The organism is Taklimakanibacter deserti, from assembly GCA_003574785.1.
Genome location: QORU01000002.1, coordinates 239444 through 257951, shown reverse-complemented (window position 1 = coordinate 257951; position 18508 = coordinate 239444). Strand labels below are relative to the sequence as shown.

Annotated in this window: 19 protein-coding genes; 16 read left to right on the top strand and 3 right to left on the bottom strand. The window is 62.1% G+C overall.

Features of this window, described 5'->3' with window-relative positions; translation table 11 throughout:
* Positions 1-122: 122 nt before the first annotated feature.
* A complete protein-coding gene (gene katG, locus DS839_RS04530; RefSeq protein WP_119269087.1) occupies positions 123-2315 on the bottom strand; it encodes a catalase/peroxidase HPI in 2193 nt (730 codons plus the stop codon).
* Between the two features lie 161 nt (positions 2316-2476).
* Here katG and DS839_RS04525 point away from each other — a divergent pair, with 161 nt between their 5' ends.
* Both DS839_RS04525 and aqpZ read left to right on the top strand, forming a co-directional pair.
* A complete protein-coding gene (locus DS839_RS04525) occupies positions 2477-3391 on the top strand; it encodes a hydrogen peroxide-inducible genes activator (RefSeq protein ID WP_119269086.1) in 915 nt (304 codons plus the stop codon).
* A gap of 64 nt (positions 3392-3455) precedes the next feature.
* Entirely contained in the window at positions 3456-4160 is a 705-nt protein-coding gene (aqpZ, locus tag DS839_RS04520) for an aquaporin Z (RefSeq protein WP_119269085.1), read from the top strand.
* A gap of 55 nt (positions 4161-4215) precedes the next feature.
* On the opposite strand, the gene DS839_RS04515 is transcribed toward aqpZ, so the two are convergent.
* Positions 4216-4863: an alpha/beta hydrolase gene (locus tag DS839_RS04515; protein WP_119269084.1), complete on the bottom strand. Its 648-nt coding sequence runs from the start codon at positions 4861-4863 to the stop codon at positions 4216-4218.
* 217 nt (positions 4864-5080) lie between these two features.
* Here DS839_RS04515 and DS839_RS04510 point away from each other — a divergent pair, with 217 nt between their 5' ends.
* The 12 genes from DS839_RS04510 to DS839_RS04455 are packed head-to-tail and all read left to right on the top strand — an operon-like array spanning position 5081 to position 14469.
* A complete protein-coding gene (locus tag DS839_RS04510; RefSeq protein WP_119269083.1) occupies positions 5081-5572 on the top strand; it encodes an Rrf2 family transcriptional regulator in 492 nt (163 codons plus the stop codon).
* Positions 5556-6635, top strand: coding sequence for a cysteine desulfurase family protein (locus DS839_RS04505; protein WP_119269082.1), 1080 nt, complete (start codon positions 5556-5558; stop codon positions 6633-6635). Before DS839_RS04510 ends, DS839_RS04505 begins: the two co-directional genes overlap by 17 nt.
* Positions 6636-6645: 10 nt before the next feature.
* Positions 6646-8112, top strand: coding sequence for a Fe-S cluster assembly protein SufB (sufB, locus tag DS839_RS04500; RefSeq protein WP_119269081.1), 1467 nt, complete (start codon positions 6646-6648; stop codon positions 8110-8112).
* Positions 8113-8137: 25 nt separating this feature from the next.
* Positions 8138-8491, top strand: coding sequence for an ADP-ribosylation/crystallin J1 (locus DS839_RS04495; RefSeq protein WP_368911173.1), 354 nt, complete (start codon positions 8138-8140; stop codon positions 8489-8491).
* Positions 8488-8775: a hypothetical protein gene (locus DS839_RS04490; protein WP_119269079.1), complete on the top strand. Its 288-nt coding sequence runs from the start codon at positions 8488-8490 to the stop codon at positions 8773-8775. The genes DS839_RS04495 and DS839_RS04490 overlap by 4 nt, the downstream gene beginning before the upstream one ends.
* Entirely contained in the window at positions 8768-9523 is a 756-nt protein-coding gene (gene sufC / locus DS839_RS04485; RefSeq protein ID WP_119269078.1) for a Fe-S cluster assembly ATPase SufC, read from the top strand. Before DS839_RS04490 ends, sufC begins: the two co-directional genes overlap by 8 nt.
* The gene (gene sufD, locus DS839_RS04480) at positions 9520-10719 is read left to right on the top strand and encodes a Fe-S cluster assembly protein SufD (protein ID WP_119269077.1); all 1200 of its coding nucleotides are present in this window, start codon (positions 9520-9522) and stop codon (positions 10717-10719) included. Before sufC ends, sufD begins: the two co-directional genes overlap by 4 nt.
* Positions 10716-11963, top strand: a complete 1248-nt coding sequence (locus tag DS839_RS04475) for a cysteine desulfurase (RefSeq protein ID WP_368911171.1) — start codon at positions 10716-10718, stop codon at positions 11961-11963. Before sufD ends, DS839_RS04475 begins: the two co-directional genes overlap by 4 nt.
* Entirely contained in the window at positions 11960-12343 is a 384-nt protein-coding gene (locus tag DS839_RS04470; RefSeq protein WP_119269075.1) for an SUF system Fe-S cluster assembly protein, read from the top strand. Before DS839_RS04475 ends, DS839_RS04470 begins: the two co-directional genes overlap by 4 nt.
* A gap of 3 nt (positions 12344-12346) precedes the next feature.
* Complete coding sequence (locus DS839_RS04465) at positions 12347-12724, top strand: HesB/IscA family protein (RefSeq protein ID WP_368911169.1); 378 nt, start codon at positions 12347-12349, stop codon at positions 12722-12724.
* A 7-nt stretch (positions 12725-12731) separates the two neighbouring features.
* Positions 12732-13121 (top strand): TfoX/Sxy family protein, encoded by a 390-nt coding sequence (locus tag DS839_RS04460; protein ID WP_119269073.1) that lies wholly within the window; start codon positions 12732-12734, stop codon positions 13119-13121.
* A 52-nt stretch (positions 13122-13173) separates the two neighbouring features.
* Complete coding sequence (locus DS839_RS04455; protein ID WP_119269072.1) at positions 13174-14469, top strand: lipopolysaccharide biosynthesis protein; 1296 nt, start codon at positions 13174-13176, stop codon at positions 14467-14469.
* On the opposite strand, the gene DS839_RS04450 is transcribed toward DS839_RS04455, so the two are convergent.
* Positions 14466-15917: a DEAD/DEAH box helicase gene (locus DS839_RS04450; RefSeq protein WP_119269071.1), complete on the bottom strand. Its 1452-nt coding sequence runs from the start codon at positions 15915-15917 to the stop codon at positions 14466-14468. The two genes, DS839_RS04455 and DS839_RS04450, sit on opposite strands and share 4 nt — an antisense overlap.
* A gap of 434 nt (positions 15918-16351) precedes the next feature.
* On the opposite strand from DS839_RS04450, the gene DS839_RS04445 reads away from it, so the two are divergent.
* Both DS839_RS04445 and DS839_RS04440 read left to right on the top strand, forming a co-directional pair.
* Positions 16352-16978: a hypothetical protein gene (locus tag DS839_RS04445; RefSeq protein ID WP_162918301.1), complete on the top strand. Its 627-nt coding sequence runs from the start codon at positions 16352-16354 to the stop codon at positions 16976-16978.
* Between the two features lie 294 nt (positions 16979-17272).
* Positions 17273-18499, top strand: coding sequence for a carboxylate--amine ligase (locus DS839_RS04440; protein WP_119269069.1), 1227 nt, complete (start codon positions 17273-17275; stop codon positions 18497-18499).
* Positions 18500-18508 lie beyond the last annotated feature (9 nt).

Sequence of the window (18508 nt, the reverse complement as noted above, 5' to 3'; positions counted from 1 at the left end):
TGCCGGTTCCCCCTCACCCTAACCCTCTCCCCCGCGGGGGGAGAGGGGATGGACAAAGAAAAAGCCGCGGGACTTGCGTCCCGCGGCTTTGTCTTGAAACGGCAAGACTGCTTGCGCTCAGATCAGGCTGGATCGAAGCGGTCGAGGTTCATCACTTTGGTCCATGCCGCCACGAAGTCCTTCACGAACTTCTCCTTCGAATCCGCACAGGCATGGACTTCGGCGAAGGCGCGGAGCTGCGAGTGCGAGCCGAAGATGAGGTCGGCGCGAGTGCCGGTCCACTTGAGTTTGCCGCTCGTCCGGTCGCGTCCTTCGAACACGTCCTTGGCGTCCGAGCTCGCTTTCCATTCCGTGCCCATATCGAGCAGATTGACGAAGAAGTCATTGGTCAGCGTCTCAGGGCGCTGTGTGAAGGCGCCGTGCTTGGACTGCCCGGCATTTGCGCCGAGGACGCGCAAGCCCCCGACGAGAACCGTCATTTCGGGGCCCGTCAGCGTCAGCAATTGTGCCCGATCCACCAACAACTCCTCAGGCGACAGGCGCTGCCGGCCGCGCAGATAGTTGCGGAACCCGTCAGCGGTCGGCTCGAGCGGCGTGAAGGAGTCGACATCGGTCTGCTCCTGCGATGCGTCCATGCGGCCCGGTGTGAAGGGCACCTTCACATCCTGCCCGCCGGCCTTCGCAGCCTTCTCGACGGCAGCGCAACCGCCGAGAACGATGAGGTCGGCAAGCGAAACCCTCTTAGCCCCGCTCTGAGAGGCGTTGAAGTCCTTTTGGATCGCTGCGAGTTTCTGCAGCACCTGCGCCAGCTGAGCCGGTTGGTTGACGTCCCAATCCTTCTGCGGCGCGAGCCGGATGCGCGCGCCATTGGCGCCGCCGCGCTTGTCGGAGCCGCGGAATGTCGAGGCCGACGCCCAGGCGGTCGAGACCAACTGGGAGACCGTGAGGCCGGAGGCGAGGATTTTCGCCTTCAGGGCGGCGATGTCCTGCTCCCCGATCAGCTCATGCTCGCGCGCCGGGATCGGGTCTTGCCACGGCAGTTCTTCCTTCGGAACAAGGGGACCCAGATAGCGCGCGATCGGGCCCATGTCGCGGTGCGTGAGCTTGTACCAGGCGCGCGCGAAGGCGTCCGCGAACTGGTCGGGATTCTCGAGGAAGCGCCGCGAGATCTTTTCGTAGGCGGGATCGAACCGCAAGGAGAGGTCGGTGGTCAGCATGGAGGGCGCATGACGCTTCGCTGCGTCGTGCGCATCCGGCACGGTGCCGGCACCTACGCCGTTTTTCGGCCTCCATTGATGCGCGCCCGCCGGGCTCTTGGTCAGCTCCCATTCGTAGCCGAACAGGTTTTGGAAGAAGTTGTTGCTCCACTTCGTCGGCGTCGTGGTCCAGGTGACTTCCAGGCCGCTGCCGATCGCATCGCCGCCTTTGCCGGTGCCGAATTTGTTCTGCCAGCCGAGGCCTTGTTCCTCGATGCCGGCGGCTTCCGGGGCCGCGCCCACCAATGCCGCATCGCCGGCGCCATGGGTCTTGCCGAAACTGTGACCGCCGGCAATCAGCGCGACCGTCTCTTCATCATTCATCGCCATGCGCCTGAACGTCTCGCGAATATCGCGTGCCGCAGCGATAGGATCCGGGTTGCCATTGGGGCCTTCCGGATTGACGTAGATCAGACCCATCTGCACGGCGCCGAGCGGATCCTGGAGGTCGCGGTCGCCGCTATAGCGCTCGTCCGCCAGCCACGTGCCCTCGGGCCCCCAATAGATGTCGTCTTCGGGCTCCCAGACATCCGCGCGCCCGCCGGCGAAACCGAACGTCTTGAAACCCATCGATTCGAGCGCGACGTTGCCGGTGAGGATCATGAGATCGGCCCAGGAGATCTTGCGGCCGTATTTCTGCTTGATCGGCCACAGCAGCCGGCGCGCTTTATCGAGATTCACGTTGTCGGGCCAGCTGTTGAGCGGCGCGAAACGCTGCTGACCGGCACCGGCGCCACCGCGCCCGTCGCCGATGCGATACGTGCCGGCGCTGTGCCACGCCATGCGAATGAATAATGGCCCGTAATGGCCAAAATCCGCCGGCCACCAATCCTGCGAGTCCGTCATCAACGCTTTGAGATCCTTGATCACGGCATCGAGGTCGAGGCTCTTGAATTCCTTGGCGTAGTCGAACGCCTCGCCCATCGGATCTGACAAGCGGGAATGCTGGTGGAGAACCCGAAGATCCAACTGGTTCGGCCACCAGTCGCGGTTAGTCCTTACTGCAGTCGAATGGATGACCGGGCACTTGCCCGTACTTTCGGTGGTCTTGGTATCCATTTATCGCTCCGATCCTGGCTAAGTGGGTTTCCTGGCTGAGTTGATTGAGCTGTCCGGGGGAAGGCCACGAAGGCCCTCGCTTCCCTTCATATTGCTTCGTCTATCAGAGTTGCGCGATTAATTTAAGTTGGATTTTTTGATTGCAGGAATAAGTTGAGGTTATGACCAACCTGACGCTGAAGCAACTACGCTATTTCGAGGCATTGGTACGACACGGCCATTTCGGGCGGGCGGCGGATGCCTGTGCGATTTCTCAGCCCGCTATGTCGGTGCAGATCAGGGAACTGGAAGAAACGCTCAGCACGGAGCTTTTCGAAAGAGGCGCGCGGCAGGTGCGACTGACGGGCTTCGGAGAGGAGTTTGCGCTGCGCGTGCGCGACATACTGCGCTCGGTGGATGAATTGGGAGACTTGGCGCGCGCCTCGCACGAGCGTCTGGCGGGGCGGCTGCGAATAGGCGTGATCCCCACCATCGCTCCCTATCTGCTGCCTACCATCATCGGAAACCTGACCCGTTTGCATGAGGGCCTCGACATTCACGTGCGCGAGACGCTCACACTGAAGCTGATTGCAGAGGTGGCGGAAGGCCGGCTCGACACGGCGATCGTCGCTCTGCCGGTGTCCGAACCTTCGTTGACCGAGGTAGCCCTGTTCTCCGAGAATTTTGTGCTGGTCCGGCCTGGCGAAGACGAGGGCAAGCCCGTGCCCAATGGCGAAATGCTGCGCGAAATGCGGCTGCTTCTGCTGGAGGAGGGGCATTGCTTCCGCGATCAGGCTCTGTCCTTCTGCAACATGCATTCGGCACGGCCGCGGGAATTGCTTGACGGCAGCTCTCTGTCCACGCTGGTTCAGATGGTCAGCGCCGGCATAGGTGTCACCTTGATCCCGGAAATGGCTGTTGCGGTGGAGACACGTTCTGCGTCGGTATCTGTAGCTCGTTTCCAGAGCCCGCAACCCTCGCGAACAATCGGCATGATCTGGCGCAAGACAAGCCCGCTTGGCAAACAGCTCATGCAGATTTCCGAGGTCGTGCGTCAGTCAGCGGATGCGTTGCGCGCACGGCACGACCCACTTTGAACTTTCGCCGGGAAAGATTACAAAAAGCCATCGACTCGCTCAACTGAGTCGGATGGGGATTCACATGCAGAAGAAGCTTGCGGCAGAGTTCTTTGGTACATTCTGGTTGGTTCTCGGCGGTTGCGGGAGCGCGGTTCTGGCCGCTGCTTTCCCTAACGTAGGTATCGGCCTGCTGGGCGTAGCCTTCGCGTTCGGACTGACGGTACTCACCATGGCCTATGCGGTGGGCGGCATTTCTGGAGGACACTTCAATCCGGCCGTTTCGGTTGGCCTTGCAACTGCCGGTCGTTTTCCCTGGGCCTCGGTCGCTCCTTACATCATTGTCCAGGTGGTCGGCGCCATTGTTGCAGCGGGCGTGCTTTATCTCATCGCTTCGGGCAAGGCGGGGTTCGCGATTGATCCGGCAGCCCCCGGGGCATTTGCGACGAACGGCTATGATACGCATTCGCCCGGCGGCTATTCGCTCATGGCTGCGATCATTTGCGAAATCGTGATGACCGGATTCTTCCTGATCATCATCCTGGGTGCCACGGGCAAATCGGTGCCGGCGGGCTTTGCCCCGATCGCGATCGGGCTTGGGCTGACGCTCATCCACCTGATCTCGATCCCGGTCACCAATACATCGGTCAATCCGGCGCGCTCGACGGGGCCTGCGCTCTTCGCGGGCGGCTTGGCCTTGCAGCAGCTCTGGCTGTTCTGGGTCGCTCCGCTGATCGGCGGCGCGCTGGGCGGCCTCGTCCACAAGGCGCTGCTCAGCGACGAGGACTAATCCCTCGCTGCACAGAGGTCTGACGCTTTGAATTTGGCTGGGCGGCTTCGGCCGCTCAAGCCTCGCGAGCCAGCCGCTTGTCGAGATAGGTGGCGCAGATCTTGGTCAGGTCGTCGATCTTGTCCTGGAAGAAGTGGTTGGCGCCGGGCAGCACCTTGTGCTCGATGACGATGCCTTTCTGGGTCTTGAGCTTGGTCACCAGCGTGTTGACCGCTTCGGGCGGCGTCACCGTGTCCTTGTCGCCATTGACGAAAAGCCCGGAGGCCGGGCAGGGGGCGAGGAAGGAGAAGTCATAGTGCTTGGCGAGCGGGGCGACCGAGATGAAGCCCGAGATCTCCGGCCGGCGCATCAGGAGCTGCATCGAGATCCAGGCGCCGAAGGAGATGCCGGCGATCCAGCAGATCTTGGCCTCGCGGTTATGCGCCTGCAGCCAGTCGAGCGCCGAGGCCGCGTCCGAAAGTTCCCCGGCACCGTTCTCGAACAGACCCTGGCTCCGCCCGACCCCCCGGAAATTGAACCGGAGGACCGAAAAACCCCGTTGGGCATACATATAATAGAGGGAATGCACGATCGGATTGTTCATCGTGCCGCCGAAGCTCGGATGGGGGTGGAGAAGGATCGCAATGGGGGACCCTTGGGCCTTCGAATGATGGTAGCGCGCTTCGATCCGGCCGGCCGGCCCATTGAAAATCACTTCAGGCATGAGCGAATGTCGATCCTGTTCTGCATCTGGCGGTCATTGAAATCGTGTGAAAACCGGCGAAATAGTTGACTCCGGTAGTCGGATATTCTATTTCCCTTGTTTAGAATTGTTCAAAGAAATATAGAATCCCTCGGGACGCCGGCGAAGCCCGGCTCTTAGCACGGCTGCGGGGGAAAATGGCAAGTTTTCTCAACGCGGCGGCAACGGAAATAGGACCATGAAACTCTCGACAAAAGGCAGATATGCGGTGATGGCCATGGTCGATATCGGCCAGAATGGCGAGGGCCGCACCGTGTCGCTGGCCGAGATTTCCGCACGCCAGGAGATCAGCCAGGAATATCTGGAACAGCTCTTCGTGAAGCTTCGCAAGGCCGGTCTGGTGCAGAGCGCCAGGGGGCCGGGCGGCGGCTACCGGCTGGCGCGGGATGCCGACGACATCGTCATCTATGACGTCATTGCCGCGGTCGACGAGCCGATGAAGATGACCCGCTGCGAGGGCGATGCCGTCGATGGCTGCGTCAAGGGCGAGCGCTGCTGCACCCATGATTTGTGGTCCTCGATCGGCCGGCAGGTGAACACTTTCCTCGCCAATGTCACGCTCGATGATGTGGTCAACAAGCGCAACCTGGCGCTCGCAGCATCCATTCGCCAGGCCAAGGCGCGCTACCGACCCAAAGTCCAGAACGAGGCCGATGCGCGTCTATCTTGACCATAATGCCACGAGCCCGCTCAAGGAGGCCGCCCGCCGAGCGATGCTCGCGGCACTCGAGCTTGGCGGCAATGCCTCCTCCGTCCATGAAGAGGGCCGCCAGGCGCATGCGCTTCTGGATGGCGCGCGTGAGAGCGTCGGCCGGGCGGTGGGAGCGATTGCCCCTATGGTGGTCTTCACCTCGGGCGGCAGCGAGGCCAATAATCTGGCGCTCAAGGGAGCGCCAGCCAAGCGGCTGATCGTCTCCGCCATCGAGCACCCATCGGTGCTGGAAGCGGCGCGCGGCTCGGGCAAAGACGTCGATATCCTCCCGGTCGATGGCGAGGGTGTGGTCGACCTCGCGGCGCTGGAACGCCTGCTGAAGGCAGGGCCCAAAGCGCTTGTCAGCGTGATGCTCGCCAATAACGAAACGGGTGTCATCGAGCCCTTGCGCGATGTGGCGGCACTCGCCCATGCGCATGGCGCGCTGCTCCATAGCGATGCCGTCCAGGCCCTGGGCAAGATCCCGGTCAATTTCGGTCTTGTGGGCGTCGACCTCTTGAGTTTCTCCGCCCATAAGCTCGGGGGCCCGATGGGCGCCGGAGCGCTTATCGTGCGCGACGGGCTTCCGCTCGAGCCCCTCATTCATGGCGGTGGCCAGGAACTCAGGCGCCGCGCGGGAACCGAAAACCTTGTCGCGATCGCGGGCTTTGCCGCCGCGCTTCAAGAAAAAAGACTCGAAATCAAGGCGTTGCGTGACCATCTTGAGGAGAGGCTGGAAGGCGCCGTGATCTTCGGCGCCAAGACGGAGCGCTTGCCGAATACGACTTGCTTCGCCATGCCGGGGCTTCCCGCCGAAACCCTTCTGATGGCGCTCGATCTCGCCGGCTTCGCGGTCTCCTCGGGCTCGGCCTGCTCCTCCGGCAAGGTGGCGAAATCGCATGTTCTGGCGGCGATGGGGATTGCCCCCGATCTCGCCAACGCGGCGATCCGCGTGAGCCTGGGCTGGACGACGACGGCTCGAGACATTGAACAGTTCATTTCCGCCTGGAGCCGGATCAAGGCCCGGCGCAAGGCGGCTTGAGGTTAAGAGAATGCCCGATATCGATACCATAGAGCTCGTCAAGGATATTGACGTCGACAAGTACAAATACGGTTTCACCACCGAGATCGAGACCGAATTGGCGCCTAAGGGCCTCAATGAGGACATCGTTGCTTTCATCTCGAAGAAGAAAGGTGAGCCCGAATGGATGCTCGAATGGCGGCTCGAGGCCTATCGCCGGTGGCAGAAGGTCGATGAGCCGACTTGGGCCAAGGTCAAGCATCCCAAGATCGACTTCCAGGATCTGCATTATTATGCGGCGCCGAAGAGCATGTCGGGGCCGAAGAGCCTCGATGAGGTCGATCCCGAATTGCTCAAGACCTATGAGAAGCTCGGCATCCCCTTGCGCGAGCGCGAGGTGCTGGCCGGCGTCCAGGGCGCCAAGGTCGCGGTCGATGCGGTGTTCGATTCAATCTCGGTCGTCACCACCTTCAAGGATGAGCTCGCCAAGGTGGGCGTCATCTTCTGCTCGATCTCGGAAGCGATCCGCGAGCATCCGGAACTGGTGAAGAAGTATCTGGGCTCGGTCGTGCCGCAGGGCGACAATTTCTACGCCGCTCTCAATTCGGCGGTCTTCTCCGACGGCTCCTTCGTCTATGTGCCGCCCAACACGCGCTGCCCGATGGAGCTTTCGACCTATTTCCGCATCAACGAAAAGAAGACCGGCCAGTTCGAGCGCACGCTGATCATCGCCGACAAGGGGTCTTACGTCTCCTATCTCGAGGGCTGCACCGCGCCGACGCGCGATGAGAACCAGCTCCATGCCGCCGTGGTCGAGCTCATCGCCCTCGATGACGCCGAGATCAAATATTCGACGGTGCAGAATTGGTATCCGGGCGACAAGCAAGGCAAGGGCGGCGTCTATAATTTCGTCACCAAGCGCGGCGACTGTCGCGGCCGAAACGCCAAGATCTCCTGGACCCAGGTCGAGACCGGCTCGGCCATCACCTGGAAGTATCCGAGCTGCATCCTGCGCGGCGACAATTCGCGCGGCGAGTTCTATTCGATCGCCATTTCCAATGGCTATCAGCAGGTCGATTCCGGCACCAAGATGATCCATCTGGGCAAGAACACCTCGAGCCGGATCGTTTCCAAGGGCATCGCTGCGGGCAAGAGCGACAACACCTATCGCGGCCTCGTCTCGGCGCATCGCAAGGCGATCAACGCGCGGAACTTCACCCAGTGCGACTCGCTCCTGATCGGCGACAAATGCGGCGCCCATACCGTGCCCTATATCGAGGCCAAGACGCTCACCGCGCATTTCGAGCATGAGGCGACGACGTCCAAGATCTCCGACGACCAGATGTTCTACTGCCAGTCGCGCGGGCTCTCGCAAGAGGAGGCAGTGACGCTCATCGTCAACGGCTTCGTGCGCGACGTGCTGCAGCAATTGCCGATGGAATTCATGGCCGAGACGCAGAAGCTGATCGGCATCTCTTTGGAAGGCAGCGTAGGTTGATTTGAGTTGGTTGCGTAGGATGAAGATGACGACTCTATATCGCCCGGTCGGAACGAAGGAACTGGAGCTGATCGCAGCCTCCGGCTTCAGGCGATTCCCGCCACGTCTACCTGAGCAGCCGATTTTCTATCCGGTGACCAATGAGGAATATGCCGTCCAGATCGCCCGCGATTGGAACACACGGCACAATGCCGACAAGAAGGGCTACGTCACACGCTTTGCGCTACCTACCGACTATCTCGCCCGCTTTGACAGGAAAGTGGTAGGTGGTGCCCTGCATGAGGAGCTTTGGGTTCCTGCCGCGGAGCTCGATGAATTCAATACGAACATTGTCGGCGCAATCGAGATCATCCATCGGTTTGATGGGGTAGCCCAATGACCAAGCGTCGTGGTGACATCTGGTTCGTGCGATCCAACGGCGGGCAGGGGTCTTATCCCGTGACCACCGAAGGCTGGCGTGTCGTCTGGGTATTCGTCGCCGGCATAGTTGCGTCCGCGATCATGGGCCTTGTCCTGGCGCAGACCATGACGACCTTCCTGTGGGTGGCGATCACCGCCTTGGGCATGGCGATCTCCGCCATCTGGTTCATCATGACGGCCCGCGCCCATACCGATTATTCGACGACCTACAATGAGTATGTGAAAGACAAGAAGAATGCTTGAGATCAACGAACTGAGCGTCAAACTGGCGGATGAAGACCGCACCATCCTGAATGGCCTCACCCTTAATGTGAAGGCGGGCGAGGTCCATGCCATCATGGGCCCGAACGGCTCGGGCAAGTCGACCCTCTCTTATGTGCTCGCCGGCCGCGAGGGCTATGAGGTGACGGGTGGCGAGGTCAAGTTCAAGGGCGAGGACCTGCTCGCGATGGAGCCCGACCAGCGCGCCGCCAAGGGTCTGTTCCTGGCCTTCCAGTATCCGATCGAGATACCGGGTGTCGCCACGATGCAGTTCCTGAAAGTGGCGCTCAACGCCCAGCGCAAAGCGCGGGGCGAGAAGGAATTGACCACACCGGAATTCATGCGACTGGTGAAGGACCGTGCCAGCAAGCTCGACATCTCGCAGGACATGCTGAAGCGCGCCGTCAATGTCGGCTTCTCCGGCGGCGAGAAGAAGCGCGCCGAGATCCTGCAGATGGCGGTGCTCGAGCCTTCCCTGTGCATTCTCGATGAGACCGATTCCGGCCTCGACATCGACGCCTTGCGCATCGTCGCCGACGGCGTGAACGCGCTGCGCTCGCCCGACCGCGCCATGGTCGTCATCACCCATTATCAGCGCCTGCTCGATTACATCGTGCCGGATTATGTGCATGTCCTCTCGCATGGGCGCATCGTCAAATCGGGCGGCAAGGAACTGGCCCTCGAGCTCGAGGCCAAGGGCTATGCCGAGTTCGCCAGGGAAGCCGCATGAATATCGCCGTGAACAAGACGCCGGCGGAGCTCGCCTATGACGGCATGCTTTTGCCGCATCCGCGTCTCGAAGACTGGAAATGGACCAATCTCAGGGTCTTGATCGACCGGCCCTATCCGCCGCGCCTGAAGGTTGAGGCTCAGGCCAAGGATGTCGAGCGCCTCCTGAGGCGCGATCCCCTGGCCAAGATCGCCCATGCCCGCATCGTTTTCGTCAATGGCGTCTTCGACAAGGCGTCGTCGAACCTGCCGGCCGGTGGCGCCGTGCGCGTGACGCCTCATCTGGCACCGCTCGCCGTCGCCGACGAGCCGGTGCTCGAGATGAACAAGGCCTTCGCGGACGATGGCGTTCATATCGAGATTACGTCCAATATCGATGCGCCGGTCGAGCTCGTCCATGTGGCGACCGACGCCGAGGCCCGCACCATTGCGACGCGCCATAAGATCACCGTCGCCGATGGCGCCGCGGCCACCTTGTTCGAAACCCATCTGGGCGAGGGCGATTATCTCACCAACAGCGTGATCGACGTCGCCTTGGGAGCGGGGGCGAAGCTCGACCGGGTAAAGCTCGAGATCGAATCGCGCGAGGCGATCCATCTGGCGCATGCGCGGATCACGCTCGGCGCCAATGCGGTGCTGCGCGACTTCACCTTGACCTCGGGTGCCCGCGTCAACCGCCAGAACGGCACGATCGCCTTCACCGGCGAGAAGGCGGATGCGAAGATCGCGGGTTCTTATTTGCTTTCGGGCCGGCAGCATGCCGACACGCGCCTCCTGGTCGACCACCAGATGCCGAAATGCACGAGCCGCGAGGTGTTCAAATGCGTCATGGACGAGAGGGCGCGCGGCATCTTCCAGGGCAAGGTCGTCGTCCAGCGCGACGCCCAGAAGACCGACGGCAAGCAGTCCTCGCACGGATTGCTTCTGTCGGAGACGGCCGAGTTCGATGCCAAGCCCGAGCTCGAGATCTATGCCGATGACGTCGTCTGCGGCCATGGCGCGACGAGCGGCGATATCGACCACAACCATCTGTTCTATTTGCGCTCGCGCGGCGTCCCCGAAGCCGAGGCCAAGTCCATGCTGATCGCGGCTTTCGTCGCCGAGGCCTTCGAGACGATCGGCCATGAGGGTGTTCGCGACCAGCTCGCGCATTTTGCCGAGCAATGGCTGGTGAGCCACAAGGATGCTGCGCCGTGACCGTTCTCGAGAAGAAAATCCGCGCCGCCTATGATGTCGAGGCCATCCGCCGCGATTTCCCGATCCTGTCGCGCGAGGTCTATGGCAAGCCCCTGGTCTATCTCGACAATGCCGCCTCAGCCCAGAAGCCCAAGGCGGTGCTCGAGCGCATGCGCCAGGCGATGGAAGAGGACTATGCCAATGTCCATCGCGGGCTGCATTATCTCTCCAATACGTCGACCCAGGCCTTCGAGGACGCGCGCGAAAGTGTCAGGCGCTTCATCAACGCGCCGTCCAAGGACCAGATCATCTTCACCCGCAACGCCACCGAGGCGATCAACCTGGTGGCGCAATCCTTCGGCGGGATGGTGATCGGCGAGGGCGACGAGATCGTGCTGTCGATCCTCGAGCACCATTCCAACATCGTGCCCTGGCACTTCCATCGCGAGCGCCACGGCGCCGTCATCAAATGGGCGCCGATCGACGACGACGGCAATTTCCTGATCGAGGAATTCGAGAAGCTGCTTGGCCCCCGCACCAAGATCGTCGCCATCACCCAGATGTCGAATGCGCTCGGCACCATCGTTCCGATCAAGGAAGTCATCCGTATCGCTCATGCGCGGGGCATCCCGGTGCTGGTCGATGGCAGCCAGGCGGCGGTGCACCTGCCGATCGACGTCCAGGCGCTCGATGCCGATTTCTATGCCTTCACCGGCCACAAGACCTATGGGCCGTCGGGCATTGGCGTGCTCTATGGCAAGATGGAGCATCTGAAGCGCATGCCGCCTTATCAGGGCGGTGGCGAGATGATCGGCGAGGTGACTCTCGAGAATGTCACCTATGCCGAGCCGCCGCACCGCTTCGAGGCGGGGACGCCCGCGATCGTCGAGGCGATCGGGCTCGGTGCGGCGCTCGATTACATGAAGGGCATCGGCCTCGAGGCCATTGCCGCGCATGAGGCGGATCTGCGCGACTATGCCATGGCCAGGCTGTCGGAGATCAATTCGCTGCGAATTTTCGGCCGCGCCCGGGAGAAGGGGGCGATCGTCTCCTTCAATATGGAAGGGGCGCATGCCCATGACATTTCGACGGTGATCGATCGCGCCGGCGTCGCGGTCAGGGCCGGCACCCATTGCACCCAGCCGCTGCTCGCCCGCTTCGGCGTGACCGCCACCTGCCGGGCCTCCTTCGGCCTCTACAACACCAGGGCCGAAGTTGATAAATTGGCGGAAGCGCTTATCTCAGCGCAGAGGATATTCTTGTGACCGAGGTCCAGGATCATAATGTTGCGCCAGAGGCAGCATCCGCCGCACCGGCCTCCGCTATTCCGCCGGATGAGGTGGCGCGCCTGACGGACGACATCACGGCCGCCCTGAAGACGGTCTATGATCCTGAAATCCCTGTCGATATTTACGAGCTGGGGCTCGTCTACAAGGTCGACATCGATGATGACCGCCAGGTCAAGATCGACATGACCTTGACGGCGCCGGGCTGCCCGGTGGCGGGCGACATGCCGGGCTGGGTCGAAAATGCCGTCGGCGCGGTTCCCGGCGTCTCGGGCGTCAAGGTTAACCTGGTATTCGATCCGCCGTGGGATCATTCGCGCATGTCGGATGAAGCGCGCGTCGCGCTCAATATGTGGTAGAATATGGCTATGACCCGTCCCCGTCCCAAAGTGATGACGCTGACCGATGCCGCGGCTGAGCGGGTGAAGGCCATCATCGCAAGAGCGAAGAAACCAGTGCTGGGCCTCAGGCTTGGCGTCAAGAATGGCGGCTGCGCCGGCATGGAATACACGATGGAGTGGGCGGAACATAAGCGCCTGCACGATGAGGTCGTCGAGGATCGCGATGTCACGATCTTCATCGATCCCAAGGCAATCCTGTTCCTGCTCGGCACCGAGATGGACTACAAGGAATCGATGCTGAAATCCGGCTTCGTCTTCAACAACCCGAACCAGACCTCGGCCTGCGGTTGCGGTGAATCGGTGATGCTGAAGCCGGCTCAGGCGATTCCGGCCGAATAAGCGGCCGATGGCGGCGAGCGCCGAATATCTCGATTTCATCAAGGAGCAGCTTTCGGGCTTTGGCCCGGTGACGGTGCGCCGCATGTTCGGCGGTGCCGGCATCTTCCGCGACGATCTCATGTTCGCGCTCATTGCCGATGAGACCCTCTATCTCAAGGCCGATGACGCCTCGCAAAGGGAATTCGAAGCTTTGTCGCTTCCGCCCTTCACCTATGGGAAAGGCGGGAAGAGAACCGTCATGTCGTATTGGCGGGCGCCGGAAGCCTGCCTCGACGACCGCGATGAGATGACCGGATGGGCCCGCAAGGCCTTTGCCGCCGCCTTGCGCGCGCAGAAGCCAGCCAAATCCACCGAGCGTAAGCCCGTCCGGCGACGCAGACCGGTTAAGCCCAAATAGAGCTTTTACCCGCTTTTCATACCCGCCTCGCTAATCTCAGGGCGGAGGGTGGATGTCGGCCAGGAAGCTCATCACGCGCTTGTTCGGCGTCGTCGGCGCGCGCGCCGCCGGGGCGGCCTTTGGCTTGCTCAGCCAGCTCGCTTTGGCGCGGGCATTCTCGCCCGCCGATGTCGGCATCTTCCTCCTGACCACCAGCATCATGGCCTTCGCCAGCCTGTTGATCACCGGCGGCTATACGGCCCTGGGCCTCACCTATCTGGCGCGCTATGAGTCGCTGGCGCGCAAGACGCTGGTCGCGGCTTACCATGCCGCCGCTTTGCGCACGACGCTCATCTGGACCATCGTCATGGCGATGCTCGCCGTGGTTGCCTATTTCACGCCGGCCCTCGCCGATCTGCGGCCGGCCATTCTCTTCGGCGCGATCGCGGCGCCGGGCCAGGCGCTCATCCGGCTCAACAATTCAGCGGCGAACTCGCTGCGCCGTTTCGACCTTTCCTTCGTGCCGGATTTCGTGCTGCGCAGCGGTTTCCTGTTCGCAGCCATCATCGCGATCATCGCCCTCGCGCAGCACCCCCGGATGATCTGGATATTGTGGGCGATCGTTATCTCGACCTATGCCGCCGCCTTGATACAAGCCGTGCTGCTCGGGCGCTCCGGCGTGGTGGCGAAGATATTTTCCCGCCAGCGGCGCAGCCTGGCGCCATACTACCGACTGCGGGCGGCCGCTCTCCTGATCGGGGCTTTCGTTTCCTTCACCTTCGCCGAAATCGTGACGCTCGTCGCCGGCCTCCTTTTGCCGCCAGCCGATGTGGCGGTCGTGGGCATTGCCGTCAGGCTCGCCTCGATCGCGGGCTTCGTCGTCCAGACGATGCAGGTCATCGCCATTCCGGACCTGACCGACACGATGGCCAAAGGCACGCACGAAGCCACCGATCAGCTGATGCGGCGGACCAATCTCGTGAATTGCGCGCTGATGACCGCGGCGATCCTGGTGACCCTGGTGCTGGGCGATTGGGTCTTGGCATTCTTCGGTCCCGAATATCGGGCCGGCAAATGGCTGCTGATCCTGTTCCTCCTCAGCCAGACGGTGCGATCGGCCGGGGCGATGAACAACCATCTTCTGTCGCTGGGCGGCCACCAGTCGCGCACCGCGATCGTCTGCGCCATTGCGCTCGTCGTGCTCATTGGCGCGGCCGCCGGCCTCATCCCTTATCTCGGAATCAACGGCATGGGGTGGGCCACCTTGGCAGCTGAAATCGTCTGGGCGATTGGACTTGCTCTATCGGCCCAGGCCCTGACCGGCCGCCGTGGTGACCTGCTTGCCAGGATAGGGTCGGGGGCGCGTTAGGCGCTGCGCACCGGACGCGACAGGAAGGCCGGCATATTGCCCGAATGGAAGCTGTCGGAATCGGGCACATCGCCGGACGGAGAGGGCCGGCGGTCGCGCGGCGGCTTATTGCGGCGTGATTCGGCAGCGGCATGCGGTCTTTCCTCGCGCTGCGGTTTCGCCTCGTGCGGCGGTTTCTCCTCGCGCGGGTGTTTCTCCTCACGCGCCTGTCTCTCTTCGCGCGGCGGTTTGGCCGCTGCGGGCTTCTGGCGCTCGCCGCCGGCTCTGCTGCGGCGCTTGCGCGGCGGCTCCGCTTCATCGCCATGCCGCTCGTCCTCCGCCGGTGCGGCACTGCCTTCCTGCGGGATGGTCTTCCGGATCAACTGCTCGATCGCCTTCACATATTTTGCTTCCGCATTCGTCGTAAGCATGAAAGCAAAGCCTTCGCGTCCAGCCCGGCCGGTCCGCCCGATGCGGTGGACATAATCTTCCGCATGGATGGGCACGTCGTAATTGAACACATGGCTCACTTCCGGGATATCGAGGCCACGCGCCGCAACGTCGGAGGCGATGAGGAAGGTGATTTCACCGGCCCGGAAGGAATCGAGGGTACGCAGGCGCGCCCGCTGATCCATATCGCCATGGAGGGCGGCGGCGTTGAAGCCATGCCGTTTCAGTGAGGCTTCCAGCACGCCGACAGTGGTCTTGCGGTTGGCAAAGACGATGGCGTTCTTCACATTGGTCTGCGAGATCAAAAGCCGGCGCAGCGCTTCACGCTTCAGCTTGGGGTCATGAGGAACCCGCACCAGCTTCTGTTCGACCGTCGGCACCGTGCTCGAATGCGGAGAAACTTCCACTCTGACCGGCGCATGGAGGAACTGGTTGGTGATGCGCTGGATCTCGGGTGGCATCGTCGCCGAGAAGAACAGCGTCTGGCGGGTGAAGGGCAGGAGCTTGCAGATGCGCTCGATGTCCGGGATGAAACCCATGTCGAGCATGCGGTCGGCCTCGTCGATGACCAGCATCTCGACGCCGGTGAGCAGCAGCTTGCCGCGCTCGAAATGGTCGAGCAGGCGCCCCGGTGTGGCGATGACGACATCAGCGCCACGATCGATCTTGGCGGCCTGGTCGTCGAAGGAGACCCCGCCGATCAGCAGCGCCACGGTGAGGCGGTGCTTCTGGCCGAGGCGCTCAAAGGCCTCCTGGACCTGGGCGGCGAGCTCGCGCGTCGGCTCGAGGATGAGGGTGCGTGGAATACGGGCCCTGGCGCGTCCCGTCTCGAGCAGTGAAAGCATGGGCAGCACGAAGGCGGCGGTCTTGCCGGAACCCGTTTGGGCGAGCCCCAGCACGTCCTTGCGGGCGAGGGCTGGCGGTATGGCACCGGCTTGAATGGGCGTGGGGGTGAGGAAGCCCGCTGTCTCAACGGCGGTGAGAACCTTGGGGCTCAGTCCCAGTTCAGAAAACTGCATGGAAAGTCAAAAAACCGATCTGGCGAGATGTTGTTGATTAGTGTGTCAAAAGCATCCGTTCGGACTCGCCAAGTATTCGGATGCATGAAATGTGCCCGAAAAATAAGTAGAATTTCACAAAAGTCAAATGACGGTCTGCTGCGGCATATTAACTTATTGAGAGCGGAGACAGAAAAATGGGCAGTCTTCTCAAAAGGCTGCCCAAGGTTTGTACGCCAGGGAGGTTACAGACACCAGATTAACATCGCTAATGGGTCCAGTATGCCTGATTCTTGCGGGCAGGGCACCCAGAAATTGTGTTGTGGGGCCGCGGTTTCCTGGATCAATTTGATCCGCCGGGGAAAGGCTTTATGGTCGGCTCCGACCCACCAATCAGGCAATCGAACAGAGCACCGGTAACCATGAGCATCAATTTACCGTTACGTAAGACAATCTTGGCACTCGCTGTGATGGCTTTGAGCTGCGGCCGCGCTTCGGCCTTCGAGCCGCCCATCTTTCCGTTGAACGACAAGCAGCTCAAGGCGCTGGAAGAATATGCCACCGCCAAGGGCGAGAAGGCCTTTGCTGCCGGCGCCGGCGGGCAGTTCTCGGCGCAGACAGGTTTCACCAGCCTGACCATCGCCGTGCGTGAGGCGCTGAAAGCGTGCGATGAGGGGATTTCGGACGAGACGAAGCGCTGCATCCTCATCGATCTCAATGGTCAACGCCTGTCCGACGCGCTGCAGACGGCGCAGCTCCTCAGGGTCGATCCCAGCCTGTTCGAGAAGCCGATGAAGATCCCGGACCTGGTGCTGGACGTGGATGCCTGGCGGGCGAAGGAGGGATATGCGGAAAAGGCCGAGCACAAGGCCTTTGCCATCAGCCTCAAAGGGCCTTGGGCACGTTCGTGGGAAGGCAGCACGATCGAGGAGGCCGAGAAGGAGGCGCTCGACAGCTGCAACCGCAACGAGGCGGCGCAGAAGGCGCCGTGCTTCGTCCTCATGCGCGACGGCGTAGCCATTCCGCCCGAGCAGTTGCAGGCCAATCCCGATCTCTCCGTAAGCGGACAAAAGCCGCAATAAGCCCGACCCGGATATGATTTGACGGGCCCCGTCCGGAACACCACCGGCCGGGCTTTGCTTGAGGATTTTCTAACCATCCCAAAGTCATGAACGGTCACCGGGATGTGAACGGTAACCATTGGCATTCTCTTTGCAGACTTGACCTGAACGACGCTGTTAATGGTCTCCGGGGACGTTGGCTGTGCCGAAATGGTTAAGGGAAGCCATCTGGTGACGAATATTAAACGAAGTTCAATCGACAATCTTGTGGAGACCGGACGACAGCGCCGATTCCAGCTACGGAATTACACCCCGATGACGACAGCCGACACCTCGAGCGTGCCGGCCGCCACGGCGTCCGCGCCGCGCGGCGCGATCATCCTGGCGGGATCGCACGGTGCCATTGCGCTGGCGCGTGTTCTGGCGCGCCAGAAGCTCGATGTATGGTTCCTCACCAATCACACGCCGTTGCCGCGTTTTTCCCGCGCCGTAGCGCATTGGCGCAACTGGTCCGGCCCGGAGAAGCCAGGCGCGGTCGATCAGCTTGAAGACATCGTGCGGCGCGAAAAGCTCGAGGGCTATCTTCTCATCCCGGCGGCCGATGGCGACGTCAAGTTCGTCGCCCAAGCCCATGCGCGGCTTTCCCGGCATCTCAATGTGCTGCTTCCGGACTGGTCCAGCCTGCAATGGGCTGGCGACAAGGCCCAGACCTACCGGCGCGCGGCCGAACTCGGCCTGGCGTTTCCCGAGGTTTATCCCGTTCGTTCGCTGGCGGATGCCGCCACCATGCCGATGCGTTTTCCAGTGGCGCTCAAGCCGTCGATGCGCATCGCGCTCAACCGTTTCACGCGCGACAAAGTCTGGCGCGCGGACAACCGGGAAGACTTCGTGCGGCTTTATGCCGAAGCGGCAAGCCTGGTCGGGCCGGACTGCGTCGTCGTCCAGGAACTGGTGCCCGGGGATGGAGAGTGCCAGCTCTCCTATGCCGGCCTCTGGTGGCAGGGTCGGCCGGTCAGCTCCTTCACGGCGCAGCGCACCCGCCAATATCCGATCGATTTCAGCTATACGTCGACCTTCGTCGAAACCATTGAATCGGAAGATGTGCATCAGGCGGCCGAGACCTTCCTGTCCTCCATCGGCCATCACGGCCTGTGCGAGATCGAGTTCAAGCGCGATCCGCGCAACGGCGCGCTCAAGATCCTCGATGTCAATCCACGCCCCTGGTCGTGGTTCGGCCTGGCCGATGCGGCCGGGATCGATTTCGGCGCGGCCATCGTCGCGCTCGCGAGCGGCCATAAGCCGCCCCCCATGCGGGCGCGGGCCGGTGTGGGCTGGATGTTCGGCCAGCGCGATCCCGTCGCCGCCTTCCAGCTCGCACTCGCCGGGCGCCTCGATGTCGGACGCTGGCTCGCCTCGCTCACCCGCACACGCACATTCGCGAGCCTGTCGCTCAGCGATCCGCTGCCGAGCCTGATAGAGTTGCCCATCACGGTCGCGCGAGTACTCGCCCGCAATTTTGGAAAGTCCCGCCACAATTCGTGAAACTCTTCA